This window comes from Alteromonas stellipolaris (genome assembly GCF_001562115.1).
Taxonomy (GTDB): Bacteria; Pseudomonadota; Gammaproteobacteria; order Enterobacterales; family Alteromonadaceae; genus Alteromonas; species Alteromonas stellipolaris.
Genome location: NZ_CP013926.1, coordinates 134770 through 160796 on the forward strand (window position 1 = coordinate 134770; position 26027 = coordinate 160796).

At 44.8% G+C, this 26027-nt stretch carries 17 protein-coding genes; 14 read left to right on the forward strand and 3 right to left on the reverse strand.

Features of this window, described 5'->3' with window-relative positions; all coding sequences use genetic code 11:
• Positions 1-47 precede the first annotated feature (47 nt).
• From AVL57_RS00570 to AVL57_RS00585, 4 genes are all read left to right on the forward strand, one after another.
• Positions 48-2576 (forward strand): TonB-dependent receptor, encoded by a 2529-nt coding sequence (locus tag AVL57_RS00570; RefSeq protein WP_057794874.1) that lies wholly within the window; start codon positions 48-50, stop codon positions 2574-2576.
• Between the two features lie 180 nt (positions 2577-2756).
• Entirely contained in the window at positions 2757-4805 is a 2049-nt protein-coding gene (locus tag AVL57_RS00575; protein WP_167542077.1) for a tetratricopeptide repeat-containing sulfotransferase family protein, read from the forward strand.
• Positions 4806-4906: 101 nt separating this feature from the next.
• Positions 4907-7492 (forward strand): hybrid sensor histidine kinase/response regulator, encoded by a 2586-nt coding sequence (locus AVL57_RS00580; RefSeq protein WP_057794872.1) that lies wholly within the window; start codon positions 4907-4909, stop codon positions 7490-7492.
• Between the two features lie 220 nt (positions 7493-7712).
• The gene (locus tag AVL57_RS00585) at positions 7713-9806 is read left to right on the forward strand and encodes a TonB-dependent siderophore receptor (protein WP_057794870.1); all 2094 of its coding nucleotides are present in this window, start codon (positions 7713-7715) and stop codon (positions 9804-9806) included.
• A gap of 110 nt (positions 9807-9916) precedes the next feature.
• Here the strand turns inward: AVL57_RS00585 and AVL57_RS00590 are convergent, their stop codons facing one another.
• Positions 9917-10798: a LysR family transcriptional regulator gene (locus tag AVL57_RS00590; RefSeq protein ID WP_057794868.1), complete on the reverse strand. Its 882-nt coding sequence runs from the start codon at positions 10796-10798 to the stop codon at positions 9917-9919.
• A 127-nt stretch (positions 10799-10925) separates the two neighbouring features.
• On the opposite strand from AVL57_RS00590, the gene AVL57_RS00595 reads away from it, so the two are divergent.
• The 6 genes from AVL57_RS00595 to AVL57_RS00620 all read left to right on the forward strand — a co-directional run bounded on the left by AVL57_RS00595 (position 10926) and on the right by AVL57_RS00620 (position 19364).
• Positions 10926-12425 carry a CoA-acylating methylmalonate-semialdehyde dehydrogenase gene (locus tag AVL57_RS00595; protein WP_057794867.1) on the forward strand — a complete coding sequence of 500 codons (1500 nt, stop codon included), beginning with the start codon at positions 10926-10928 and terminating at the stop codon, positions 12423-12425.
• A gap of 33 nt (positions 12426-12458) precedes the next feature.
• On the forward strand, positions 12459-13340 hold the full coding sequence (mmsB, locus tag AVL57_RS00600) for a 3-hydroxyisobutyrate dehydrogenase (RefSeq protein ID WP_057794865.1): 882 nt from the start codon (positions 12459-12461) through the stop codon (positions 13338-13340).
• A gap of 371 nt (positions 13341-13711) precedes the next feature.
• Positions 13712-14776, forward strand: a complete 1065-nt coding sequence (locus AVL57_RS00605; RefSeq protein WP_232363254.1) for an HlyD family secretion protein — start codon at positions 13712-13714, stop codon at positions 14774-14776.
• Positions 14773-17580, forward strand: coding sequence for a ribosome-associated ATPase/putative transporter RbbA (rbbA, locus tag AVL57_RS00610; RefSeq protein WP_057794863.1), 2808 nt, complete (start codon positions 14773-14775; stop codon positions 17578-17580). The genes AVL57_RS00605 and rbbA overlap by 4 nt, the downstream gene beginning before the upstream one ends.
• Positions 17581-17583: 3 nt before the next feature.
• Positions 17584-18705 (forward strand): ABC transporter permease, encoded by a 1122-nt coding sequence (locus AVL57_RS00615; protein ID WP_057794860.1) that lies wholly within the window; start codon positions 17584-17586, stop codon positions 18703-18705.
• Between the two features lie 125 nt (positions 18706-18830).
• Positions 18831-19364 carry a hypothetical protein gene (locus AVL57_RS00620; protein ID WP_232363253.1) on the forward strand — a complete coding sequence of 178 codons (534 nt, stop codon included), beginning with the start codon at positions 18831-18833 and terminating at the stop codon, positions 19362-19364.
• Between the two features lie 207 nt (positions 19365-19571).
• On the opposite strand, the gene AVL57_RS00625 is transcribed toward AVL57_RS00620, so the two are convergent.
• Positions 19572-20792, reverse strand: a complete 1221-nt coding sequence (locus AVL57_RS00625; protein WP_057794858.1) for an acyl-CoA dehydrogenase family protein — start codon at positions 20790-20792, stop codon at positions 19572-19574.
• 262 nt (positions 20793-21054) lie between these two features.
• On the opposite strand from AVL57_RS00625, the gene AVL57_RS00630 reads away from it, so the two are divergent.
• Both AVL57_RS00630 and AVL57_RS00635 read left to right on the forward strand, forming a co-directional pair.
• Complete coding sequence (locus AVL57_RS00630; protein WP_057794856.1) at positions 21055-21960, forward strand: LysR family transcriptional regulator; 906 nt, start codon at positions 21055-21057, stop codon at positions 21958-21960.
• A gap of 126 nt (positions 21961-22086) precedes the next feature.
• Positions 22087-22848: an MBL fold metallo-hydrolase gene (locus AVL57_RS00635; protein WP_057796466.1), complete on the forward strand. Its 762-nt coding sequence runs from the start codon at positions 22087-22089 to the stop codon at positions 22846-22848.
• Positions 22849-22992: 144 nt separating this feature from the next.
• Here the strand turns inward: AVL57_RS00635 and AVL57_RS00640 are convergent, their stop codons facing one another.
• Entirely contained in the window at positions 22993-23337 is a 345-nt protein-coding gene (locus AVL57_RS00640) for a carboxymuconolactone decarboxylase family protein (protein WP_057794854.1), read from the reverse strand.
• A gap of 227 nt (positions 23338-23564) precedes the next feature.
• Here AVL57_RS00640 and AVL57_RS00645 point away from each other — a divergent pair, with 227 nt between their 5' ends.
• Together AVL57_RS00645 and AVL57_RS00650 are read left to right on the forward strand one after the other, a co-directional pair.
• On the forward strand, positions 23565-24959 hold the full coding sequence (locus AVL57_RS00645; RefSeq protein WP_057794852.1) for a YcjX family protein: 1395 nt from the start codon (positions 23565-23567) through the stop codon (positions 24957-24959).
• Entirely contained in the window at positions 24952-25926 is a 975-nt protein-coding gene (locus tag AVL57_RS00650) for a YcjF family protein (protein ID WP_057794850.1), read from the forward strand. The genes AVL57_RS00645 and AVL57_RS00650 overlap by 8 nt, the downstream gene beginning before the upstream one ends.
• Positions 25927-26027: the final 101 nt, after the last annotated feature.

A 26027-nucleotide genomic window follows, 5' to 3' on the forward strand; every position in this document is an offset into this window, starting at 1 on the left:
AACATAACGAGCGTGTAAGAGAATTATAATAAAAATTGGAGATATTCATGAAAATGTTAAGAAAGACGAAAGTCAATTATGCAGTATGTATAGCGATGGCGGCTGCTGTAGATGTTCCTCTAGCGTTTGCGGATATTCAAGAAACACAGCAAGCAACTGAACAAGTTGCTGAGGAAACACAACCCACTAAAAAGCCCAAACGGGCAGCTATTGAGCTTATTGAAGTAACGGCAACCCGCCGGGCTCAAAGTATTCAAAGTGTACCTATTTCAGTTACCGCACTGAGTGAAAGGGCCCTTAAAGAAAACAACATTTCTAAGTTCGATGATTATATAGAAATGATCCCTAGCGCAAGCATGGGTGGACGTGGTCCGGGTCAGTCTGACGTTTATATTCGCGGATTAGCATTAGGCCATAATGGTATTACCGGTACTGAGTTTACCCCAGCACCAACAGTAGGCTTATACCTAGATGACATGCCAATTAGTGCAACAGGGCGTAACCTAGATGTTTACGTCACTGACGTTGAACGTTTGGAAGTTCTGGCTGGTCCACAGGGAACTTTATTCGGTGCGAGTGCGCAAGCAGGTGCATTGCGCATTATTACAAACAAGCCGGATTCTGGCGGTTTTGATGCAGGTTTCGAACTCGATTATTCACAAACCAAAGGCGGCGATGACAGCACTTCGATTGAAGGCTTTGTCAATATTCCTATCATTGAAGATGAGTTGGCGGTACGTATTACTGCATACAATGATAAGCAAGGTGGCTATATTGACAACGTCTACAGCACGTTCACGCTAGACCCAACTATAAACCCTAACGCTAACCCAGACTTTTTTAATAATGGTGATGTTGAGCAAGGCTTAAAAGACCAATGGGTAGACGCCACCTATACCGAAATAGATAACGAAGAGTTTGTTGAAGACGATTTCAACGACAGCGAATATATTGGGGTTCGTTTCGGCGTTAGCTGGGAACCAACAACTGATTTCAGTATCTTGTTACAACATACCCATCAAGACTTAGACGTTGATGGCGTATTTGATTACGATCCAACATTAGGTGAAATGAACGTTGCACGTTTCGATGATGACAGGCTGGAAGATAGCTTCGACTTAACCTCTTGGACTATCGAGAAGCAGTTAGAATACGTAGACATTGTTTATACCGGTGGTTATTTAGATCGTGATATCTATCAAACCGTTGACTACATTGGTTACAACAACAGTGGTGCATTTGCCGCCGATTATTACACCTGTACTTACACCGAAGTAAGACAGTGTTTAGATCCAAGCAAGCGCTTTGTAGGTCAGGTAACTAACGAACGTTTAACGCATGAAATTCGTTTCAGCTCGCCTTATGATAAGCCGGTGCGTGGTGTGCTTGGCTTGTTCTATGACGATCAAACTATTACCCACGATGGTGAGTATGATTACGCCGCTGCACCAGAGCTCGGTTTCTTCCAAAATAGACCAAACGTAGGCTCTACGGCGAACAACCCTGACTTTAGAGAACCAGGTGTTACCTTCATTAACGACTTAACACGTGAAGAACAGCAAACGGCTATTTTTGGTGAACTAGCGTGGGATATTACCGATAAACTTACCGCCACAGCTGGTTTACGTTATTACGAACTAGAAGCGACCTTCTTAGGTTCATCTGCCTTTGCCAACACTAGCGTGTTTGGCGCGACAGAAGACTTCCCTGACTACGGCCGTAACTATGATGTCAGCTTGGCTGATATCTCGCCGCTAAAACAAGATGGCACTATTACTAAATTCACGTTGGACTATCAGTTCAGTAAAGATATTTTGGTGTACGCTACGTACTCAGAAGGTTACCGCGCAGGTGGATTCAACCGACTGTCTGGCCCGGCAATAAACACCAATAACCTGCCTGAGTTCGAAGACTTCGTGGTACCAGATACCTACGAAAGTGATGAAGTGGTTAACATGGAACTGGGTTGGAAAACCACGTTTAACAACGGTAACCTGAAGATTAATGGTGCAATTTACAAAATTGATTGGGACAACATCCAAGTCGCCATTCTTGATAGTGCCAACATCTTACAGTTAACCTTTACTGACAACGTGGCTGACGCAGAAATTCTAGGTATAGAACTTGATGCAGCATGGACTGCAACCGACAACTTAACCCTATTCGCCGCTGTGTCTAACAACCATTCTGAAATTACCGATTTAGTCAGTGGTATTTCGTTTACATTGGCACCAGAGGGTAGCGAATTAGCATTGTCGCCCGAGCTTAACTACAGCTTGCGTGGACGATATGATTGGACGGTGAAAAACGTAGATGCTTACGGTCAAGTCACCCTTCAATATACTGACGAGAGCTATAGCTCCATGTATATTGATGCCCGTGAAAAGCAAGACAGCTACACATTAGTTAATGCTTCAGTAGGTGCAAACTTTGATGAGTGGGGAGTTGAACTATACGTTGATAACCTTACTGATGAAATTGCAGAAAAGTACATTAACACCATCGATGATATAAGACGGGTAACCACCAATCGCCCTCGTACCATTGGTATGCGTGTGTCTTATGCGTTTAACTAATGTAAATAGCTAGACAACACGTATCAAGAAGCGGCTTACCCATAGCCGCTTTTTGTTTATAAATGTAAGTCATGTATGCTAAATCTGTGTTTGTCTAAATAGGCAACTGCCAGTCTTTATAGGTAGTTTGGCACTTTAGTTAAGATTAGTGTAATAAGTGATTGAGCTGGAGTAACGTATATGGGTGTTTCTGAACCCACAAATTCTGAAGCTAAAACCAAGCAGTTTAGTAATGTTAGTAGCATGAGTGATAGCATCACTGAAGCCAAATTGTTGCTGCAAAAAAAGCAATTTTCAAACGCACTAGCCATTACCTCAAACCTACTCACTCGTTATCCAGACAACATTGAAGCGCTGTATTTAACGGCGGTATGTCAGCGTTACTTACAACAGCCCCAGCAAGCATTAGCTACACTGAATACACTTAAAAGCTACCATCCAAATTACGCGAGGGCCTATCAAGAAGAAGGCCACAACTATCGGCTGAGTAATAGCCAAGCCGCTATTAGTGCGTATGAAAAAGCAGTACAACTGAATGCCGCTCTGATTGCGAGTTGGAAAAATTTAAACGAACTGTATCGCGCAGAGGGCCAAATATGGTCGGCGGATCACGCCCAAAACCAAGTGGATTATTGGTCTGGCATGCCTCAAGCGTTAGTGAGTGTAAGTAGTTTAATCAACGAAGATAATGTGGTTAAGGCGGAAGAAATATGTCGCTTTTTCCTTAAAAAACAGCCTAAACATACCGAAGCGATGCGCTTGCTTGCTGCTATTGGTGTGAAACATAAAGTGTTAGACGACGCCGAGTTTTTGCTTGAAAGCTGTTTGCACTTCGACCCTGAGTTTCATCAAGCACGATTAGATTACGTCAATGTTTTGCATAAAAGGCAACGCTACGAAAAAGCCTTAGAGCAAGCACTACTTTTGCGCAGTAAGTCACCAAATGATGTGCGCTATCAAATGGCCGTAGCGAATGAAAGCCAAGCCGTAGGCGAGTTTAATCAAGCTATTCATATTTATCGCGAAATACTCAATCAGCTACCAGATAATTCAGGCGTACTTATTATGTTGGGGCATGCGTATAAAACGGTAGGGGAAACCGACAATGCCGTTACCGCCTATCAAAAAGCGGGTGCGTGCCAAGAGAATTTTGGCGATGCATTTTGGAGCCTAGCGAACCTTAAAACATACAGCTTTAGCACCGATGAAATTACGACTATGCAAGCGCGTGAACAGGCGCCCAATACTCCCTTTGAAGATAGATTTCATTTAAGCTTTGCGTTAGGGAAAGCATTTGAAGATGCAGGCGATTACTCACAAGCCTTTTCCTATTATGCCAAAGGGAATGCGCTTAAAAAGCAGCAGTTGGGCTATCAAGCTGCGCGGGTAGATGCTGAATGTAAGGCACAGATAGAAGTATGTACGCCCGCGCTGTTTTCGCAACACGCACCTCCTTCGAACACGCCGAACCCCCCGAACATACAAACGAGCCAGGCAACGCCAATTTTTATAGTGGGCCTGCCCCGTGCTGGTTCAACCTTGTTAGAACAAATATTGTCTTCCCATTCCATGGTTGATGGCACCATGGAATTGCCTAACATAATGTCACTTTCTCATCGATTAAATGGCCGTGGCGGTATTGATAAGCCAAAGCGTTACCCGCAAGTTCTCGCTGAACTTTCGGCAGAGCAGTTAGGCAAATTTGGCGAAGAATTTATTAGAGATACAGAAGTTTTTCGCCAAGGAGCTCCTTTCTTTATAGATAAAATGCCAAATAACTTTAGGCATATAGGGCTTATTCATCTCATTTTACCGAATGCGATAATTATTGATGCGCGAAGAGACCCTATGTCATGCGGGTTTAGTATCTTTAAGCAGTTGTTTGCGGAAGGACAGGAATTTAGCTACAACCTTGAAGATATTGGAAAGTACTACAATAATTATGTTGAGCTTATGGCGCACTGGAACACGACGCTACCAGGTAAAATTTTGAAGATGCAATATGAAGACGTAGTCACCGATTTTGAAGAACAAGTACGTAAATTACTTGATTTTTGCGGGCTACCCTTTGAAGAGAGTTGTTTAAATTTTTATAAAACCAAACGCTCAGTAAGAACCGCTAGTGCTGAGCAGGTTCGCCAGCCTATTTATCAAAGTGGAATGCAGCAATGGAAGCATTTTGAATCAGATTTAGGGCCATTAAGTACTTTGGTGTCAGCATTAACGTAGCCATTAATAGCCAAAGCTAGCTTATTTGCGGTACGGTACGACTTAGGTGTTATACTTTAGTATAATGCGATAGCCGTTGCAGTAACCCGAAAGGATGCATTGTGGTCAATAAAGTCTCTAAATCAGCACTCTTTATTTCTATTTTCTGCGTATTATTTATAGGTATCTTGGCGGTATTAGCCAATATCTTGTGGATAGAAACTAAGCGGTTTAGTCATGACGCTATCAGCCAACAATTCGATGTCCTGCATCAAAATTTTCAGAGCGAAATAAACCACGTCATATTGGATGCGCGTTCAATCGCTATTCAAGAAAGTAAAAGTACCCTTATTGTTGATTCACTCGTTGAAGGCGATGCTAAGCGGTACCTTACTGCACATTGGTCAGCACTGTTCGATGCGTACCCAAGTTTACAGCAAATTCGTTATATTGCGCTTGATGGTAATGAACAACTGCGTGCTGAAAAATCAGCCGAAAGCCTGATTTGGCGAGACACCAAAGACCTGCAAAACAAAGCTGATCGGTATTATTTTATTGAAGCCGTTGAGTCACCTAAAGACTATTACATATCGCCCTTAGATTTAAACAAGGAGCGGGGAATAATAGAGCTCCCTTATCGTCCAACTATCAGAAGTGTTGCTAAATACCGCGTTGATGGAGAAGTTTTAGGGTTAGTTGTATTGAATTTTGATTTGCGTGAATTGTTTTCACGCCTAAAAGCGCTGCAATCCACAAGCGCGCATTGGCTAATAAACCCTGATGGATTCTTTTTATCTTCACCGAATAACTCAGCGTGGGGCTGGCTGCTCGACAGGCCTAAAAACCAAGTAAGTATGCAGTTTCCAGGTTTTGAAAAACGCTTTAATGGCAGCGAAGATGATACCCCAGACGGCAATTTTACGAGCCGATTCAAACACGGCATTATTCCTATTGGTAAAAGAAATACTGACGACACAGACATTGAAGATGCTTACTACTGGTTAGTTATGGAAAAGCCCACTGAGGCCGTGGCGTATTTGGAGCGAACCAAGCACTTTTTTATTTTCGGCTTTGTTGCCGCAGCTTTGTTTCTAATAGGTTTGGCGTACTTATTGATACGACTGCTTAATCAATTGAGCTTGGAAAAAGAGCTTGCCATAAAGGCAAAAATTAAAGCCAATAATGCCGAGAAATCCAAAGCCGATTTTCTTGCCAGAATGTCACATGAAATTCGAACCCCTATGAATGGTGTATATGGCCTACTTCAAATTACGTTGGGTGAACGTAACTACAAAAAAATCAACGATAATATAGAGCAAGCTATCACAAGCTTTTCTTTATTAAGCCGAATTATTGATGACGTGCTCGATTTTTCTAAAATTGAAGCTGGGAAACTCGATATGGTTGAGGCACCGTTTCGTTTAGATAGTTTGCTTAATCAAGTTGGCAAAATGATGGGCCGTGCTGCTTACGGTAAACACATTGAACTATGGATTGATGTTGATCCTAAATGCCCTAAACATGTTGTGGGCGATGCGATTAGGCTCAATCAAATTATCAGTAACTTAATTAGCAACGCCATTAAGTTTACCTCTCGCGGGGAAGTAAACTTAAGCGTTGAACTATTAGGCGAAAACGAAGACACCGTTCAGTTAGGATTTGAGGTTCAAGATACGGGTATTGGCATGACTGAAAAGCAAGCCAATCAAGTATTTGGGGCGTTTACTCAAGCTAGCCGCGATACCAATACTAAGTTCGGCGGTACAGGGCTGGGGCTAAGTATAGCGAAGCAACTTGTTGAAATGATGCACGGAAAAATTGGTGTGGTGAGCCAGCAGGGTAAAGGCAGTAAATTCCATTTCAATGTGTTGCTTAAAAAAGCTTCGGCAGCGCAAGCAGAAAGCTTAAGTGAGCAAGATGTCGTGTCTTATCAGGCGATAGTGCTTACGCAAAATGTGAACGTAGAAACTGGCATTCAGCGCCAATGTTCTGTTCTTGGATGGCCGTCCTATGTCGCGAAAAGTGTTGAAGACTTAATGTCTCATAAAGTGTCGAATAGCCTACCTAGGGTAGTTATCATTGATGAAGCAATCTTGAGCGTTATAAGTAAAGAAGCATTGGCAGATTGGCAGCAAGAACAAAAAGAAATTACCCATTTAGTTGTGGTTTCACACAACACAGAAAGCTTTGATAAAAATAGCTTGGTGTTATTCGATGACCTCTTATACAAGCCATTCACGCCTTCTACGTTGTACGACACGGTTATTTCGTGTAATCAATCTACCGATGAATTAGCGCAAAAGCCTGTGGTTGAAGATGATGAAAAGCTGTTGGCTAAAAGGTTAGTGCTGGTGGTAGAGGATAACCCCATTAATCAGCAAGTTGCGGGCGCAATGCTTAAAAGCGCAGGGGCTATTGTTAAATTTGCCGAGAACGGACAAGAGTGTTTAGATCTTCTCCTGAGTGGGTTTAAACCTCACTTAATATTGATGGACATGCAAATGCCAATTATGGGCGGCGTAGAAGCCGCAGAGCACATTCGCGCAAATGCTACCTGGGACAATATACCTATTCTGGCTATGACAGCTAACGCCATGGAAGCTGACAGAAAGCGTTGTATCGATGCCGGTATGCAAGGGCATATTGTTAAGCCCGTGGTGAAACAAGATCTTATCACGCAGGTGAAGTTGAGGCTTACCGACAACTAGTATTTTCACTATCCAGCAAAGGCCGATGGCGCTAGCTTCTTCGGCCTACTCAATTACCTCATTTATATTTTGAATACGTCACAATGCCGATCATTTTTACTTAAAGATCGCGCATTGTGATAATTATGTAAATGCTAATAATTATCATTTGCGATCCATCTCTACTTACGTATAATCCTCTGCGACTAAAAACTAAACCAAAATCACTGTAGAGAACACAATGAAACTGACCACGCTCTTTGCGCTTACCCCCATCGCGCTTGCTTTTTCGATTAACGCTCAAGAAACTCAACCAGACACAGCAACTGTAGAAGAGTCTCAGGTAGAGAAAATTCACATTGTTGGTGTACGTCAAAACCGCGTAAGTCGCGGGGCAACTGGCTTGACAATGGAGCTAAGCGAAACGCCTCAGTCAATTAGCCTTATCTCTGAAGAGTTGATGCAGTCGTTTGGTGCCTACAATGTTAACGATGCACTTAAACTTGCGCCGGGTATTAACGTAGAAGAGTGGGAAACGAACCGAACGAACTACACCGCCCGTGGTTTTGAAATTAAAAATACGCAAATTGATGGCGTAGGTTTACCTAACGATTGGGGTATTGTAACGGGCGCACTTGAAGCTTACGGCTATGAAAAAATTGAAGTTATTCGTGGTGCGAACGGCTTACTAACCGGTGTTGGGAATGCATCTGGTACATTAAACTATGTACGCAAGCGCCCCACCAATGAAGAAGGCGGTGAAGTCACAGTGAGCGCAGGATCGTTTGATTTTAAACGCTTGCAGGCTGATTACTCTACTTTGCTAACCGAAGATGGCCGTTGGGCTGCACGTTTTGTAGGTGCTATAGAAGATAAAGAGTCTTACTTGGATGGCCTAGAGAACGATCGCACCTTTTTATATGGCGTAGTAGATGGGCAACTTACCGATAACGCCACCATTACCTTGGGCTACTCTTACCAAGACGCTAACACGGATGGAAACAATTGGGGCGGGTTAGTATTTAATTACACCGACGGCACACAAGCCGAGTGGGATGTTAGTGATACCACAGCGCAAGAGTGGGCAATGTGGGACACTGAAAACACCAACGCCTTCGTTGAATTCGATTATATTTTCGATAACGACTGGCAAGTAAAAGTAAGCTACAACTACCGTGGCTACGAAGAACAAGATAAGTTGTTTTACGCTTACGGTGCTATCGATAAAGACACGGGCTTAGGCTTAGTAGGCTGGCCGGGTCGTTATGATTCATACATAGACTCAAACTTAATAGAAGCGCGTACTTTTGGTACTTTCGAGCTTTTCGGTCGCCAGCATGAAGTGAATGTTGGTGTAAGCCATGCCTCAAGCAGCGACACCATGTATCAGTACGGTTTCGACTATGCCAATACGCCTGCCTACGGCGCAACCCCAGCGTTCCCGTATGCATTTGATGCCATTGCTGAGCCTGACTGGTTTGACGCGGTACTTTATTCTGACATTGAACAAGATCTTACCCGCTACTTTGGCTCTACAAAAATTAGCCTAACCGATGAATTGTTCGTTATTGCGGGCTTCAATGCGATTGATTTTGAGCGCAGTGGTAACAATGCGGGCACCACTATCGACAACGGAGAAAGTGAAGCCAGCCCTTACATTGGGGCGACCTACGCGGTAACCGAAAACATCAATACCTATGTAAGCTATTCAGATGTGTATCAGCCGCAAGAGCAATATGATTTATCTGGCCAATACTTAGCACCCACTAAAGGTAAAAACTTTGAAGCTGGTGTTAAAGCTCAGTGGTTGGACGATACCTTAATGACCACATTTGCTTATTTCACTGCTGAACAAGACAACTTAGCCTCTTTTGCAGGAATTAACCCTGAAAATGGTCAGTACTACTATGAAGGCGTGTCGGTTGAGTCTGAAGGTTTTGAAGTAGAAGTCGTTGGACAAATTACCGATGCCTTACGTGTTCAAGCATCGTATACCGCAATTGATGTAGAAGATGAAGCAGGCAACGACGCAAACCTGTGGGCTCCACGTGATGTAGTGACATTCCAATTAGGTTACGAACTGCCGGCAGTACCAGAACTAACGGTTGGTTTAGGCGGAAGATGGCAGTCTGAAATCAGCAATACTGACTACAACGTAGAGCAAGACAGCTACTTCTTAGCAAATGCCTATGCGACCTACGCGGTAACCAACGACCTTACCTTGCGTGCAAACATCAATAATATCTTTGACGAAAAATACATTACCAGCCTACACACCATAGGCTTTTATGGTGCACCAGTGAATGGTTCAGTGAGCCTGACTTACGCATTCTAAAATGTATAAAATAAGACACTAAAAAGCGCCCAAGGGCGCTTTTTTTATATATGTTGACCCGCCCTAAATAACGTTGGCGTTAGCATTAGCTCGATAACCCTGTGACTAACTCAGAATATATCAGCGTGTTTTTGCACGGTATCGTTCAACCAATCTAAAAATACATTTACTCTGGCTAAGTGCCTTACATCGCGATGGGTTGCTAGCCAAAAGGTGCGGGTAATGTTTATTTTATCTTGCAGTACCGGTTGTAGCTCATGGGCATTTTTGGCAATAAAATGAGGCAGAATGCCTACACCCGCTTTGTTTCGTAGCATTTGAAATTGCGCATTAATACTGGTGCTTTTAAGGGCGTGAAGCGGCGAAAGTAGCGATTCTTCAATGAAGTTAAGTTGGGGTGCATAAATTAAATCGGGCACATAACTGACCAAATTGAAGGGGCTTAGCTGCTCGATAGAACTAGGGGCGCCATGCTCTGCTACCAGGTCTTCGTGCATGTACAAATTTAAACGGTAGTCGGTAAGTCTTTTAGTGTACAACAGGCCTTTCGTGGGTTTTTCTAGCAAAATGGCAATATCGGCTTCCCGTTTATTGATATTTAAAAAGCCACTGTTTGCCACTAACTCCACACAAATAGCGGGGTAGCGCTGCTTAAATTCAGCCAACGCTGGGGCCAACACCCAAGAACCAAACCCTTCAGATGCACTGACCCTCACCGTGCCGGAAAGCTCCTGACGCTCGTCGGTTAAATCATTTTTCGCTTCTAAAATGTGTCTTTCTGCATGTTCAATATAGTGCACTAAGCGCTTACCGTGATCGGTAAGTAAATAGCCTTTGTTACTTAGCTCAAACAAGTTGCAATTAAGGGCTGTCTCCAGCCTTTTTACACGGCGAATGAGCGTAGTTGCATCAAGATGTAAGTTTCTGGCAGCAATGCTAATTTTTCCATTTCTGGCAAGGCCAAGAAACAGTCTTAAGTCATCCCAATTCACGTGATTACCTTTTTGACTTGCTGCAAAAATGCAGCACTGTGCTGTAACTATATTGACTTGCAGTTTTTAACGCAAGGTTTCAAAATTGTAAATAATCTGTTTTATTTTTTAGTTGTCGAGGTAGGCCATGAGAACCATAACGCACTTTATTGAAGGCAAAGATTATATTGCTGAAGGCGAGCGTCACGCCGATGTATTCGCCCCTAACACGGGTAAGGTTCAAGCCCACGTTACGCTGGCTACCGTGGAAACGGTAAACCACGCTGTTGAAGTAGCCCAAAAAGCCCAGCGCGAATGGGCCGCCACAAACCCTCAACGCCGCGCACGTGTCATGTTTGAATTTAAACGCCTTGTTGAGCAAGACAAAGACAGGCTTGCCCAGTTGCTATCAAGCGAACACGGTAAAGTGCTATCTGATGCCCAAGGCGATATTCAACGAGGACTAGAGGTTATTGAGTTTGCGTGCGGTATTCCTCATGCGCAAAAAGGGGAGTACACCGATAGCGCAGGGCCGGGTATTGATGTGTATTCCATGCGCCAGCCATTAGGTGTGGTTGCGGGGATAACGCCGTTTAATTTCCCAGCAATGATACCCATGTGGATGTTCGGCGTAGCCATTGCCTGCGGGAATGCCTTTATTTTAAAACCTTCAGAGCGGGATCCGTCGGTACCTGTTGAATTAGCCAAGCTCATGCTACAAGCAGGGTTGCCTAAAGGCGTATTGAACGTGGTACATGGTGACAAAGTAGCGGTTGATGCGCTGCTTGACCATCAAGAGGTAAAAGCGGCCAGCTTTGTGGGCTCATCTGACATTGCCAATTATGTTTATGAACGTGGTGCTCGAGCTGGCAAACGTATTCAAGCCATGGGCGGCGCCAAAAACCACGGCATTGTGATGCCAGATGCTGATTTAGATCAGGTGGTGGCTGACTTAGTGGGCGCAGCGTATGGGTCTGCGGGCGAGCGATGCATGGCATTGCCTGTGGTAGTGCCAGTAGGTGAAGGCACCGCAGAAAAGCTTATCGACAAACTTATTCCAGCCATTAAAGCTATTAAAGTAAGCCATTCAGAAGATAAGTCGGCGCACTACGGCCCTGTGGTAACGGCTACCCATAAGTCACGTATTGAAGAATATATTGAACTTGCCATATCGGAAGGTGCGAATCTTATTTACGACGGCCGCACGTCGCAAATACCCGAGCACACCAATGGCTATTTCATTGGGCCCACATTGTTCGACAATGTAACGGCAGATATGCGCTCTTATCAGGAAGAAATCTTCGGGCCAGTACTACAAATTGTGCGCGCCACAGACTTTAACCATGCGGTATCGTTGGCGAGCGATCATCAATACGGTAATGGCGTGGCCATTTACACCCGAAACGGCCATGCCGCCAGAGAGTTTGCACAACGGGTGAACGTGGGCATGGTAGGTATTAATGTGCCAATTCCCGTCCCTGTTGCCTATCACACCTTCGGTGGTTGGAAGCGTTCAGCCTTTGGCGATACCAATCAGCACGGCATGGAAGGGGTGAAATTCTGGACCAAAGTGAAAACGGTTACTCAGCGGTGGCCTGATGGTTCTGATACTAACGACAATGCGTTTGTTATTCCTACTATGGAATAAGCTGTGTCCATCGACATAAATCTGGAGTGAATAATGACTAAAAATATTGCGTTTATTGGCCTAGGCAATATGGGCTCGGGCATGGCTAAAAACCTAGTGAAAAATGGGTTCAGCGTATTGGCGTTTGATTTAAGCAATGAAGCTATGGTCATGGCAAAAGAGAATGGCTGCGAATTAGCTGAATCTGCCAAGCAAGCCGTAGAACGCTGTGATGCGGTGGTGACAATGTTACCTGCAGGCAAGCACGTTAAGAGTATATACGAAGGCACTGTGTTGCCTAACGCAAAAACCGGTACTTTGATATTAGATTGCTCGACCATAGATGTGGCGACTGCCAAGGACGTGGGTGGCATGGCAAAAGCGCAGGGCTTGCTTATGGTAGACGCGCCAGTGTCTGGAGGCACTAAAGCTGCTGGCGACGGCACTCTTACTTTTATGGTGGGTGGCGAAAGCGCGGCCTTCGAACAGGCAGAAAAAGTGCTTTCAGCCATGGGTAAGAAAATTATTCATGCGGGGGAGTGTGGGGCAGGACAATCTGCGAAAATTTGCAATAATATGCTGCTAGGTGCCAGCATGATTGCAACCTGTGAAGCATTTCAGCTAGCAGAAAAGCTAAATTTAGATCCGCAGGTGTTTTTCGATATTGCGTCGAATGCGTCGGGTCAAACATGGTCGATGACCAGCTACTGCCCAGTAAAAGGGGTAGGGCCAGTTAGCCCTGCAGATAATGATTTTGCCGGTGGTTTTGCCGCCGCGCTTATGTTGAAAGACTTAACCTTAGCCATGCAGGGCGCTGAGTCTGTGGGAGCAAAAGTGCCTATGGGAGAAAGAGCCGCCGAGTTGTATCGTGACTATTGTGAAAAAGCGCAAGAAAACGGTGGGCTGGATTTTTCTTCTATTATCAAAACCCTTTAGCCCAACGCCTTAAATCAAGGGTTTTAGCTAAAAAGCTTTGTTTAAAACTAAGTTATTCAAGGTGTAAAAATGTGAGGCTGACTCTCATTTTTGCACCGTTCTCAGGTTCTATAATCTCTTACTTTCCATACAGCTACCCTCACTCACGCTTGTGAACAATGCCAGTGTTAAAAACGCCAACCTACTACTCGATCAACACTGACTTTTGTTGATTTAGAACAAAGATGCTTCTTTCCCAATAGGTAAAATGAGTAGTTCATCTAGTAAGCCAAATAATTGATTAAATCACGGGGGCAGCTTATGCGTTCCCCACACCGTGAAACTACTCGCGCTTTTCAGGCAGCGAGATTCATTACACAGGAAGCGTTGCCGTGAAGACAGTGAAGAAGACCCCCTTCGTTTTAGTTTTTTTGTTGATTGTATTGTTAGTGCTTGGCTATAACGCCCTCTTCGGTGGTGCAGAGCAAGAAGATGTGGTGTCGAGTAATGGTCGAATTGAAGCGATTGAAATTGGTATTGCTGCTAAGGTAGCGGGAAGAGTGGAAGCCATTTATGTGGATGAAGGTGAGCAAGTAGAGGCAGGAATGCTAGTTGCTAAGCTCGATACCACGACTATTCAAGGGCAACTTCGTCAAGCCAATGCACAGCGCGTGCAGGCGCAAAGTGCAGTAGCCGCAGCGCACATGGCCATTGCACAGCGTGAAAGTGAAAAAGTCGCGCTAGAAGCAGCGTTACTTCAAACCGAAGCCGAGTTAAAAGCGGCAGAAGCCCACGCTAAACGCACCGATGAGCTTTCAAAAACTGGCGCTGTGTCGAAACAATTGGCGGAAGATAACCAAACTACGGTAGAAAGTGCAAAGGCGGCAGTAAATGCCGCGGCGGCCAGGCTTGCAGCGGCAGACGCCACTATTGAAGCCTCTAAATCTCAGCATTTATCAGCCCAAGCGGCGGTAACGGCAAGCGATGCTACCATCGCGCAAATTGAATCTGAAATAGACGATATGTTATTAAAAGCGCCGCGCAACGGGCGTATTCAATACCGTGTTGTGCAACCTGGTGAAGTAGTGGCCGCGGGTGGACGTGTGCTAAGCCTTGTAGATTTAACCAATGTTTATATGACATTTTACTTGCCTGCTACTCAAGTAGGGCGACTTTCTATTGGCTCTGAAGCACGTATTGTTTTAGATGCCGCATCTGATATTTCTATTCCTGCCAGTATTTCTTACGTGGCAGATGTCGCGCAGTTTACGCCCCGTTCAGTGGAAACCGAAAGTGAGCGAGAAAAGTTAATGTTCCGAGTAAAAGCGCAAATTCCTAAAGACTTACTACAAAAACATATCGAAAAGGTAAAAACAGGCTTGCCTGGCGTGGTATGGGTTAAGCTTGATGATAACGCCACGTGGCCAAGTGATGTGCCTGAGTTGGTTGCGCTATGACAGACGTCATTACCTGTGAAGGTCTGACGGTTCATTACAAATCAACTACCGCTATCGCAGATATATCACTTCGAATTCCCCGTGGTGCAACAGTTGGTTTTATTGGGCCTGATGGCGTAGGTAAATCTACTCTTTTATCGTTAATTGCGGGCGAGCGTATATTGCAGCAAGGTACGCTTAATGTGCTGAATGGCGATATGCGTGAGCGGGCTCACCGAGAAGCCATTTGTGCGGATATTGCTTATATGCCTCAGGGCTTGGGCAAGAATCTATACCCTACTTTGTCGGTGGAAGAAAACTTACAGTTTTTCGCCAAGCTATTTGGGCATGGGCGCAGCGAGCGCCGCAAACGTATCGATAATTTAACTAAGCGTACTGGGCTGTTTCCTTTTTTATCTCGCCCTGCGGGCAAGCTATCTGGGGGCATGAAGCAAAAGTTGGGCTTATGCTGTGCCCTTATTCACGACCCTAAATTACTGATTTTAGATGAGCCTACTACCGGCGTAGACCCCTTAGCGCGCAGCCAATTTTGGCGTTTAATTGCAGATATTCGAAAAGGTGGGGCTGATAGAGAGCAATCTGATTTAACCGTGCTGGTTGCTACTGCGTATATGGATGAAGCGCAGCAATTTGAACACCTCATCGCCATGAATGATGGTCAGGTACTCGCGATAGGTACGCCGCAAGAGCTGCTGGCGAAAACTCAAACCGACAATCTAGAGTCGGCATTTATTGCGTTGCTGCCCGAATCGATAAGACGCAAACACCTGCCCGTTGTTATTACCCCCATAGATGAAAGTGCTCACGCGCCTATTGCCATAGAGGCGAAAAGTCTCACCATGAAGTTTGGTGATTTTACTGCGGTTGATAACGTCAGTTTCTCTATTCGAAAAGGCGAGATATTTGGCTTTTTGGGTTCGAATGGTTGCGGTAAATCTACCACCATGAAAATGCTGACTGGCCTTCTGCCACAAACTTCTGGCGAAGCATGGATGTTAGGCAGTGTATTAGATCCGAACGACATTGCCACGCGATACCGTGTGGGCTATATGTCGCAAAGCTTTTCCTTGTATACCGAGCTTACCGTTGAACAAAATTTGGTACTACACGCGCGGCTATTTACACAGGCTAATACTCAAGATAACAAGCAGCGTGAGGCTCGCGTACAAGAGATGCTTGAGCGCTTTTCACTAAGTCATCACAAAGATGCGTTGCCCGCATCGTTACCGTTAGGGTTGCGTCAACGGTTGTCGTTGGCGGTGGCCATGGTACACAAACCTGAAGTACTGATTCTAGATGAACCCACATCGGGGGTAGACCCCATCGCGAGGGATAATTTCTGGCGTTTGCTCATCACCTTGGCCAGAGAAGATGGTGTGACTATCTTTATTTCCACACACTTTATGAACGAAGCGGCAAGATGCGATCGCATTTCGCTTATGCACGCTGGCAAAGTGCTAGTAACTGATTCACCTGAGGCTATTGTGGCCCGTAAGCAAGCTGCTAGCTTGGAAGAAGCGTTTATCGACTATTTAGAAGCCGCGCAGCCAAGTAAAGACATTGCCCAAAGTGAAGAGGCTAGCTTAAAGAAAGGTGTTTCTGCAGCGAGACAAGAAGCCAGTCCAGAAAAAGAAAATACCAGCGCAGTGCCTGCGGCTACGAAACAAAAAAGCCGCTATAAACAGTCGCTACAACGTTTAATGAGTTACGCCACTCGAGAGACGTTGGAGCTAATGCGAGATCCTATCCGGCTAACTATGGCATTTTTAGGCTCTATCGTGTTGATGATGGTGATTGGCTACGGTATTACCATGGATGTAGAAGACCTTCAGTACGCGGTGTTTGACCGCGATAGGTCTGCTATTAGTGAGCAATACACCAATAGCCTTGCGGGTTCACGGTATTTTGTTACCCAGCCTGATATCACCAGCTATGAAGATATGGATAGGCGAATGAAAAGTGGCGAGCTGTCACTTGCCATTGAGATACCGCCTGATTTCGGTCAAAAGCTACACAAAGGTGAAAATGTACAAATTGCCGCGTGGATAGATGGCTCTATGCCTTCTAGAGCAGAGACCATTGAAGGCTATGTTGAAGGTATCCACTTAACCTGGTTGTTAGAACAAGCCTCTCAAATGAGCACTACCACTTCTACCTCGCTTATCGATGTGCAGTCTCGCTATTTGTATAACCCTGATATTAAAAGCCTGGTGGCCATTGTACCTGCGGTTATTCCAATGTTATTGCTGATGATCCCGGCATTACTTACGTCATTAGCCGTGGTACGAGAAAAAGAACTCGGCTCAATTATTAATTTGTATGTCACCCCAGTATCAAAGCTTGAATTTTTGCTTGGCAAACAAGTGCCCTATATTCTCACTTCATTTGTAAGCTTCATTTTATTGGTGCTTATGGCGGTGTACTTTTTCAATGTACCCCTAAAAGGCGATGTATTCGCGTTTGCCATAATCGCGTTACTGTTTGTAACCTTTTCTACCAGTTTTGGCTTGTTGGCGTCAGTTTTTACCAATAGCCAAATTGCCGCCATACTGCTTACTACCATAGGCACCATGGTGCCAGCGGTTCAATTTGCGGGCATGATCACGCCGGTTTCAGCACTAGAGGGCGCAGGAAAAATTATTGGTGAGATGCATCCCATTAGTTACTTTTTATTAGCCAGTCGAGGCATTTTCAGTAAAGGGTTGGGCTTTGGTACATTAGATTTTGCGGTGTATGCCATCGCTATCAGCATTCCTATTACCCTGTGGTTGTCAGTGGTGCTACTTAAGAAACAGGAACGCTAAGTCATGAAACTTAACAATGTATTGCATCTTAGTGTAAAAGAATTGTGGAGCTTATGGCGCGACCCTGTGATGTTGGTGCTCATTTTCTATGTGTTCACCTTAAACATTTACACGGCGGCCACAGCAGTGCCTGAGTCTTTGCATAACGCGCCGATTGCGTTTGTGGATCATGACCGTTCGCAGCTTTCTCATCGGGTGATAGACGGCTTTGTGCCTCCCTATTTTTTAACCCCCGTCATTATTTCTGAACAAGACGTTACCCCCAGCTTAGATACGGGAAAGTACACCTTTGTCGTGACGATACCTCCTGAATTTGAAAAAGACGTAATGAAGGGTTCAGTACCTGATGTGCAAGTTAACGTAGATGCTACCCGCATTAGCCAGGCGTTTACCGGTAACGGCTATATTACTGAAATTATCGGCGAAGAGGTGGCCGCTTATGTGGCGGGGTATAAGTCAGAAACCAGTTATACCGTAGATTTAATCATGCGCGCGCGGTTTAACCCTGCCTTAGAAAGTTTCTGGTTTGGTTCAGTGATGGAGCTCATTAATGCGGTGACGATGATTGCGATTATTTTATCGGGCGCTGCGCTTATTCGAGAAAAAGAGCGGGGTACAATAGAGCATTTATTGGCAATGCCAGTATCAAGCAGTGAAATAATGTTATCGAAAATTGCCGCAACATTGTTGATGGTGTGGCTTGCTACACTCATGTCGGTGTATTTGGTCATTCAATACGTGTTGGGTGTCCCCATTAATGGCGATGTGTGGTTATTTATGCTGGCGGTGGCTATTCACCTATTTGCGGTGAGCAGTTTAGGTATATTCATGGCTACTATTGCACGCTCTATGCCGCAGTTTGGGCTTTTACTCATTCTTGTATTATTACCGCTTCAGTTATTATCTGGCGGAGTAACAGCAAGAGAAAGTATGCCTGAACTAATCCAAAACATTATGCTTATTGCCCCTAATACTCACTTTGTTATGGCATCACAAGGCGTGCTGTATCGAGGGGCTGGGCTAAGTGTGGTGTACCCTCAACTTATTGCGTTAACTGTCATTGGGGGGGCATTTTATTATATTGCTCTGCGCCGATTCAAAAGCACAGTGGGCAGCATGGCCTAAAAAGAAGGTGTTGCCAAGAAAGCCGCGAACCCAAGCTGTAGTCAGTAAGAAGGCCCAGTAGTCATCCTTTTGCTTAAATATTGTACACGTGCTAGATTAAGTTTAACGCATCAATAAAGGAAAACATGATGAAGGCACACACCACTTTCGCTATATTTAACGCCCCCGTGAAGTACCTAACAGGTTTATTCACAGTGGTTACCTTACTGTTTAGTAGTGCAGTATTAGCGCAGCACGATAAAACTCGAAAATATGAGCAGTTTGAAATACTTGGCCAAAAAACAAAACCGCAATTACAGCGTGAATTCGATAAAGCTAAATTTGATTTCTTGGATATGTATCATGAAATAAATGAAGTGGCGAAGTTTGACGTGCTATGTTCTTACCATCGGCCTCTAGGCAGTAAAATTGCCAAAAAAACCTGTGAGCCTCGGTATGTTAAAGCTGCGCGAGCACTGTATATCAAAACCATGTCTACTAGCCCAGGGATTGACTTTAATAGATTACCTAGTGACGAAATGATTAAATTTTTAACCAAACAAACTCGCGAAGAAAGCTATGAACATGTAGCGGCGTTAGTTATGACGAACCCTGAGTTGAACAAAAGTTTTGCCAAACTTGAGTTTCTTCATAGTCGTTTAAATGAAGACAGTGAATAACTTAAGTACCCATGTGGGACGATAGACGGTGAACGAAGAATAGTGAATATGAAAAAAGGGGCCTACTTAGAAGAGTAGGCCCTTTTTTTGTTCGACGCTCAAGGCTATTTATAAACGCTCAGGGCTGTTTATAAACGCTCAGGGCTGTTTACTCGCTCAAGGCTGATTACCCGCTCAGGGGTGTTTACCCGCTCAAGGCTGTTCTAACTATTGATACTTTCTAAGCTCTATGCGTGACACCATGCCTTTATGTACTTCATCGGGGCCATCGGCTAATCGAAGTGCGCGAGCGCCTGCGGCAAATCTTGCTAATGGGAAGTCGCTACACATGCCTGCACCGCCGTGAATTTGTAGTGCCATGTCTACTACCGATTGCAGCATGTTAGGCACCACCACTTTAATGGCAGATATTTCTGTCATGGCGTGCTTCACGCCAAGGTTGTCTATCTTCCATGCGGCATGAAGGGTTAATAGTCTGGCTTGCTCTATGGCCATACGTGCTTCAGCAACACGCTCTAAATTACCGCCTAAGCGAATAATGGGCTTACCAAACGCGACCCGTTCGTGGCCACGTTTAAGGGCAAGCTCTAGTGATTTTTCAGCCATGCCGATGGCGCGCATACAGTGGTGAATTCGGCCAGGGCCTAAACGGCCTTGAGCAATTGCAAAGCCTTTACCTAAACCCATCACTAGGTTTTCTTTACTTACCCGTACATTATCAAAATGCATTTCACCATGACCATAAGGGGCATCGTAATCGCCATACGCATCTAGCATACGGGTTATGGTAATTCCTGGTGTATCTAGTGGCACAATCACCATGCTATGGCGGCTGTGTTTGTCATTTTCTGGGTTAGATAAGCCCATGAATATGGTAAACGCTGCATTAGGATGGCCTAAACCAGTAGACCACCATTTTTTACCGTTGATCACTACATCATCGCCATCTTCAATAATGGTTGCTGCCATATTGGTGGCGTCAGACGATGCCACGTCAGGCTCTGTCATACCAAACACGGAACGTATTTCGCCTGCTAGTAACGGCGTAAGCCACTTGGCTTTTTGCGCATCGTTACCAAAGTGATAAAGCACTTCCATGTTGCCTGTATCTGGCGCGTTACAGTTGAATATCTCAGGGGCGAAAAGAAATCTGCCCATACGCTCAGCCATGGGCGCATATTCAAGGGTAGTTAACCCTTTGCCAAGCTCAGCATCGGGTAAAAACAAATTGGCTAACCCTGCCTCGCGCGCTTTTCGTTTTAGTGCCTCGGTGCCAGGGTGTAGCTTCCATTTCTTCCAATCACTGTGGTGATTCTCTTTATGATGAAAATCATAAACTTCATTTTCAATGGGCTCGATATGTTCAGCAATAAATGCATCAAGTTTTTCGAGTAGGGCGTTTGTTTTATCGTTATGCGAAAAATCCATGACTATCCTCGGGTGCTTAACAAATGGCGATTAGCTTAAAAAGCAGTGGGCAATAAATTTGATAGCTATAGAGTAGTTTAGTTACTAAAATGAATGAAATGAAATGTAGTCCGACAGTGTTGTGAATTGCATTCATGGAGCATTGCTCTTACAAACCGGTCTCAAAACCAGTCCCAATGCCGGTACTGAAGCTGGTTTTAAGAGTTGGTTTGCTAAGTAGCGTGTGAACCGAGCGTTTCAGGCACCATAGGAATAAGTCTTTATGCAAGATGATCGACAATTCGAAAAGCTCGACTTAAATTTACTGAAAGTGTTTGAGGCCTTGTGGCAGCAGCGTAACATGACCCATGCAGCTGAATCGCTACATATCACCCCATCAGCGGTTAGCCATGCCATGCGAAGGTTTCGCGAAATTCTTGGCGACCCACTATTTGTTCGTGAAAAAAATCACATGCTGCCTACTGCCGCCTGCGAACGTTTAGCACCTCAAATTCTAGAAGCGCTAGCCAATATTCGCCGTGCATTAAGTGAATTTACGGCCTTTAATCCAGCTCACAGCCATCAGCGCTTTGTTATTGCTATGCAGGAATCGCTAGAACTCAGTGTTCTCCCTGCACTATTGGCAAAACTTGAAGTGCATGCACCTAATGTTGAAATTGTGAGTGCGCGATTAAATCGTGACACTATGGTGGCAGACTTAAGCAATCGCAATTTACATCTAGTGGTAGACATAGGGCGGCCAATTTCGCCGCCGGTTGAACATTGTTTGCTAACCCGTGACAACTACGCTGTACTAATGAATACACAGCATGATTTACGTGACAGCCTAAGTGCAGAGGTTTACCTAAATGCCCGTCATATTACGGTGTCGAATAGAATTAAAGGGGCATCGGTAGAAGAAATTGCCCTGCAGCAACTTGGCGTAAGTCGCCCTTCACTATGGCGTTGTCAAAATTATAGAGCAGCGGCAGAGGTTACCGCGAACACCAACGCACTGTTAACCTTACCAGGCTCCATTGCCAGCGCCCTTGCTGACGAAAGCTTAAGTATCGCGGCACTGCCATTCGACCTACCTGCATTAGAAACACATCTGTACTGGCATCAGCATCAAGAGGGCGAGCCAGGATTAATGTGGCTAAAGGCGCTAGCATTACAGTTGTTTGCATGAACTGGTTATTGCGTGTAATGTTTGCTAGTATTTCAGCATAAATTATTGGCTTGCTGCGCTATAAAACATGCCACATTTGAAGCGCACGTATCAATGATGACAGCGTTTAACGCCTTGAGAATCTATATGAAGATCCACACCATTTCTGGCTACATTCAACACATCTACCTAGCAGAGCACGACCATGGCTTACTGCTATTAGATGGCTGTAGCCGCGCAGATGTTGAAACGGTGAGCCGGTTTATCACTGATACCTTGCATCGGCCGTTAAGCGACTTAAAATTAATTGTGGTCACACATATGCACCCCGATCATGCTGGTGGGGCGGTTCGACTAAAAGCGTTAACCGGGGCGCCTATTGCAGCGCACCCAAAAGCAAAAAGTTGGTATGCAGGTTTAATGGGCAGAGCAGCTCACGCCATTGATTTGGGCCTGACATGGTGGGTGGCAAATCGCATAGGCAAGCAGCGAGAGTCTATTTGGTATAACCCTGTATTGTGTGCTGATATTCTGCTGGAAGATAATCAAAATCTGCCCTTATTTAACGAGTGGAAAGTGCTTTACTCACCTGGTCACACTGATCACGATATAAGCATTATGCACGAACCCACCCGACAAGCTTACGTTGCCGATTTATTGGTGAAGGTAAAAGGTGAGTTAGTACCACCTTACCCCTTGTGTCATCCGAATCAGTACCGTAAGTCGTTACAACGCATCGCACAGTCGTCTATAGAAACGATTTTCTGTGCCCATGTGGCACCGGTACAGTTGGTTGATATTCCCTTTGACCACGTTATCGAGAATGCGCCAACCCTGCCAAAGAATCACTGGCATTCAGCCAAAAATCGCATTAACCGAAAGCTGTTCGGCAAAACCGCTCAGCACTAGTGGATTCAGTAAAAGTGCATATTGCAAAAGTGCGAAAGCGGCTGTATGTAAAAGCGCTATAGCGGTAGCCGCTTTAATACAAAGTCTTTTAAAGACAAAGCCTCCTGATGACAAAGCCAGCACGCTCTCTTCAGTTAACGTGTATTACCCTTGGGTAAATTGCTCGTAGGCTAACATGGCATCAGCGGCATACATTAATGATGGGCCGCCACCCATATAAATGGCCATGCCTAGGGTTTCTTCTAACTCTTCTTTGGTTACGTTTAAATCGACCAGTGCTTTTACGTGAAAGCCAATGCAGCCGTCACACCGCGTTGAAATACCAATGGCTAATGCAATTAGCTCTTTGGTTTTTTTATCTAGGGCGCCGTCTTGAGTTGCTGCTTTCGCCATAGCTGAAAAACCTTGCATGGTGTCGGGTATGCCAGCTCGAAGAGACTTCATGTTATCTGAAATGCGTTTAGTTATATCAGGGTACGACTTGCTCATTTGATGATCCTTTTTACTATTAACGGTAAAGACTAAGCACAAAGTAAACAAATTCTTATATGCACATTAGCTTATGTATCAGTGCGTCATATAGTCGTCAACTTAGATTAAGGTGAAATTGCGGAAGTTGTAACAAAACGTGCAATATGCTTGTCTTACATCAATTAATGACCACATTATGTAGAGGCACGTATGGTTAAGTGCAACTAAAAGGGAACGGGTGGCTCATGCAAAACAGTTTGTCTTCTTTACTTGATAAGGTGCGCTTAGCCGCGTCAGCATCAGGGGAAACCCTGTCTGATATTTTCAGTAAAGAAACCCATAGATTTACCATTACCGGCTTAAGCCGAAGCGGAAAATCTATGTTGTTCACCAGCTTAATGACCATGCTGAAAAGTCGCAGCGAAGAAGGTTATGCTTGTATGCCTTTGTTGCGATATCTTCCGCCTTCACAGGTAGAATTCATGCGGATTGAACCCATAGACGGGTACAAGCCTTTCCCTCTCAAAGAGAACATGGATGCGCTGGCATCAGGTCGGTGGCCTGAGGCTACCGAAGAAGCTTATGGATTTAAGCTTGTTGTGCGGTTAACACAAACCATGAGTATTAAGCGCCACCTTTTGCCCCACACCGATATTGTTTTTGAATTTATCGACTATCCAGGGGAGTGGATAACCGATATTCCTATGCTAGGTAAAACCTACGCTCAGTGGTCTGATTCTGCATGGGCGCAATTAAGTAGCGGGCCTCAGCAGCATTTTGCGAATGAGTGGAAAACGGTGGTTAACGCCTTTGACTTCGAACAACTGCCCACACAAGAGAACATTAACGCGCTCGTGAGTGCCTATCGACATTATTTAGTGGTGGCGAAAAAAAATGGAATATCCTTGCTACAACCCGGCAGCTTCTTATTAGATTCGAGTGATTTTGACTGGCAGCAGTTAGGCTTTGCGCCGTTACCATCAAGTATTACCAGCGATGTATCTCATCCTTGGTATAAGGTATTTGATGCGCATTTTACGAGGTTTCAAAAAGACTGGTTAACGCCGTTAAAACAGTCTGTATTTCGGGAAACCGACAAACAAATTATTTTGGTGGATTTATTCGAAGGGTTAAATCACAGCCGCCAGCATTTGTATCAATTAAAAGAAACGCTTAGTCATTTGGCCGACACCTTTGTGTATGGCCAAACAGGGTGGTTTGCCCGCAATGTTATGCGCAAAGAAGCCATTGGCCGAGTGGCTTTTGTAGCCACAAAAGCGGATTTAATCCCGGTGTCTGAGCGCGAAAACTTGTTATCGTTACTCAAGCAGGTCACCGAAGGTGCAAGAGCTCGGTTTGTTGATAAGCCTATTAAGTTTGAGCATTTTTTAGTATCGGCAATACAAGTCACGGATGAAGGCAGCTCGCCAAATGCATTGCGTTATCAAGATGCCGAGAATGGTTATGTAGAAGCGGCATTTGAACCGATACCGGCTTCACTTAAAGCCATGGAAGCAGATGCACATTTTCCAGTATTGAACACCCAAGTGCCGCAAGACTATATGGCGCGAATACTATCCGGCAGAGGGTTGGACAGACTACTGCAATTCTTATTGGCCGAAGGAGTTTCCAATGAATAAACAAGACTCGATGAGCGAACAAAGCTCGATGGATGAACAAAGCTCGATGTATAAAGATACCGAGAAACTAGCAAGTGCAACTCCGCCAGCCTATCGCCCCAAAGTAGTAAAGCAGCGTATTGATGTTACGCCCCCGGATACGGCGATGCCCGCAAAAACTGAAACCAACGAATGGCAAATGGACAGCGCAAAAGCGCGTATTTCTACTGGCGGATTAACCTTGGGGCTAGGTGTACTTTCCATTATTGGCTTCTTTGTTTTCGATGCCTACACCACGCTTACGGCAAGCGTAGCTGAGCATCCCATTGCTAGCACTGCTTTGGCCGTACTACTTAGTGGTTTTGTGGCCTGTTTCAGTTATTTGAGCTTTCGAGAATGGCGAGGTTATAAGCAAATCAATAAGGCCATTGATGATGGGCAAACTATCGCTTCGTTAACCGGTGAAGATAGCATTGAGACCGTCGACAAAGTACTCAAACGCCATGGTAGCCGTTTTACATCATCGTCTTATGCTGCGCACTGTTTCGCTATTTATCAAAAGCAGCTGCACAATGATATGTCTGCCAAAGAGCGGCTGGGGCTGTATCACGATACGGTATTAAACGCGGTGCAGCAAAAAGCGCAAAAAGTGCTAAACAAAGAGTCGATAACCGCAGGAAGCTTGGCATTTATTAGCCCAAATAACTTAATTCAAACTTTTGCAGTCATGTGGATAAGCTTTCGTACCATAAGGCGCATGGCCAAAATTTATGGCCTTCGACCTGGCACCATAGGCAATTGGAAACTACTCGGCGTACTTGCCCAAAATATTGCCGCACAGGGGGTATTCGACTTGGCTACCGATGAAGTAGCCAATCAAATTGGCGGTTCGTTAAGTGCAAAATTTATGGAGAATTCCGCTGAAGCCGTCGCCGCAGGGGCGCTTAACGTGCGTTTAGGAAAGGCATTAATGAAGCTATTAAAATAGGGCGAATAACAGCGTTATTCATAACGCTGTTATTTCCCAAGTGATACCTTTTACAAGCATGAATACGTGACGAAAAGTCGATGTATCTTGCTAAGCTACCC

What these genes read in the sequence shown, in the direction of transcription:
- AVL57_RS00570 (WP_057794874.1), top strand. Translation starts at nt 48, where the DNA reads ATGAAAATGTTAAGAAAGACGAAAGTCAATTATGCAGTATGTATAGCG.
- AVL57_RS00575 (WP_167542077.1), top strand. Translation starts at nt 2,757, where the DNA reads ATGGGTGTTTCTGAACCCACAAATTCTGAAGCTAAAACCAAGCAGTTT.
- AVL57_RS00585 (WP_057794870.1), top strand. Translation starts at nt 7,713, where the DNA reads ATGAAACTGACCACGCTCTTTGCGCTTACCCCCATCGCGCTTGCTTTT.
- AVL57_RS00595 (WP_057794867.1), top strand. Translation starts at nt 10,926, where the DNA reads ATGAGAACCATAACGCACTTTATTGAAGGCAAAGATTATATTGCTGAA.
- mmsB (WP_057794865.1), top strand. Translation starts at nt 12,459, where the DNA reads ATGACTAAAAATATTGCGTTTATTGGCCTAGGCAATATGGGCTCGGGC.
- rbbA (WP_057794863.1), top strand. Translation starts at nt 14,773, where the DNA reads ATGACAGACGTCATTACCTGTGAAGGTCTGACGGTTCATTACAAATCA.
- AVL57_RS00615 (WP_057794860.1), top strand. Translation starts at nt 17,584, where the DNA reads ATGAAACTTAACAATGTATTGCATCTTAGTGTAAAAGAATTGTGGAGC.
- AVL57_RS00620 (WP_232363253.1), top strand. Translation starts at nt 18,831, where the DNA reads ATGATGAAGGCACACACCACTTTCGCTATATTTAACGCCCCCGTGAAG.
- AVL57_RS00625 (WP_057794858.1), bottom strand. Translation starts at nt 20,792, where the DNA reads ATGGATTTTTCGCATAACGATAAAACAAACGCCCTACTCGAAAAACTT.
- AVL57_RS00630 (WP_057794856.1), top strand. Translation starts at nt 21,055, where the DNA reads ATGCAAGATGATCGACAATTCGAAAAGCTCGACTTAAATTTACTGAAA.
- AVL57_RS00635 (WP_057796466.1), top strand. Translation starts at nt 22,087, where the DNA reads ATGAAGATCCACACCATTTCTGGCTACATTCAACACATCTACCTAGCA.
- AVL57_RS00640 (WP_057794854.1), bottom strand. Translation starts at nt 23,337, where the DNA reads ATGAGCAAGTCGTACCCTGATATAACTAAACGCATTTCAGATAACATG.
- AVL57_RS00645 (WP_057794852.1), top strand. Translation starts at nt 23,565, where the DNA reads ATGCAAAACAGTTTGTCTTCTTTACTTGATAAGGTGCGCTTAGCCGCG.
- AVL57_RS00650 (WP_057794850.1), top strand. Translation starts at nt 24,952, where the DNA reads ATGAATAAACAAGACTCGATGAGCGAACAAAGCTCGATGGATGAACAA.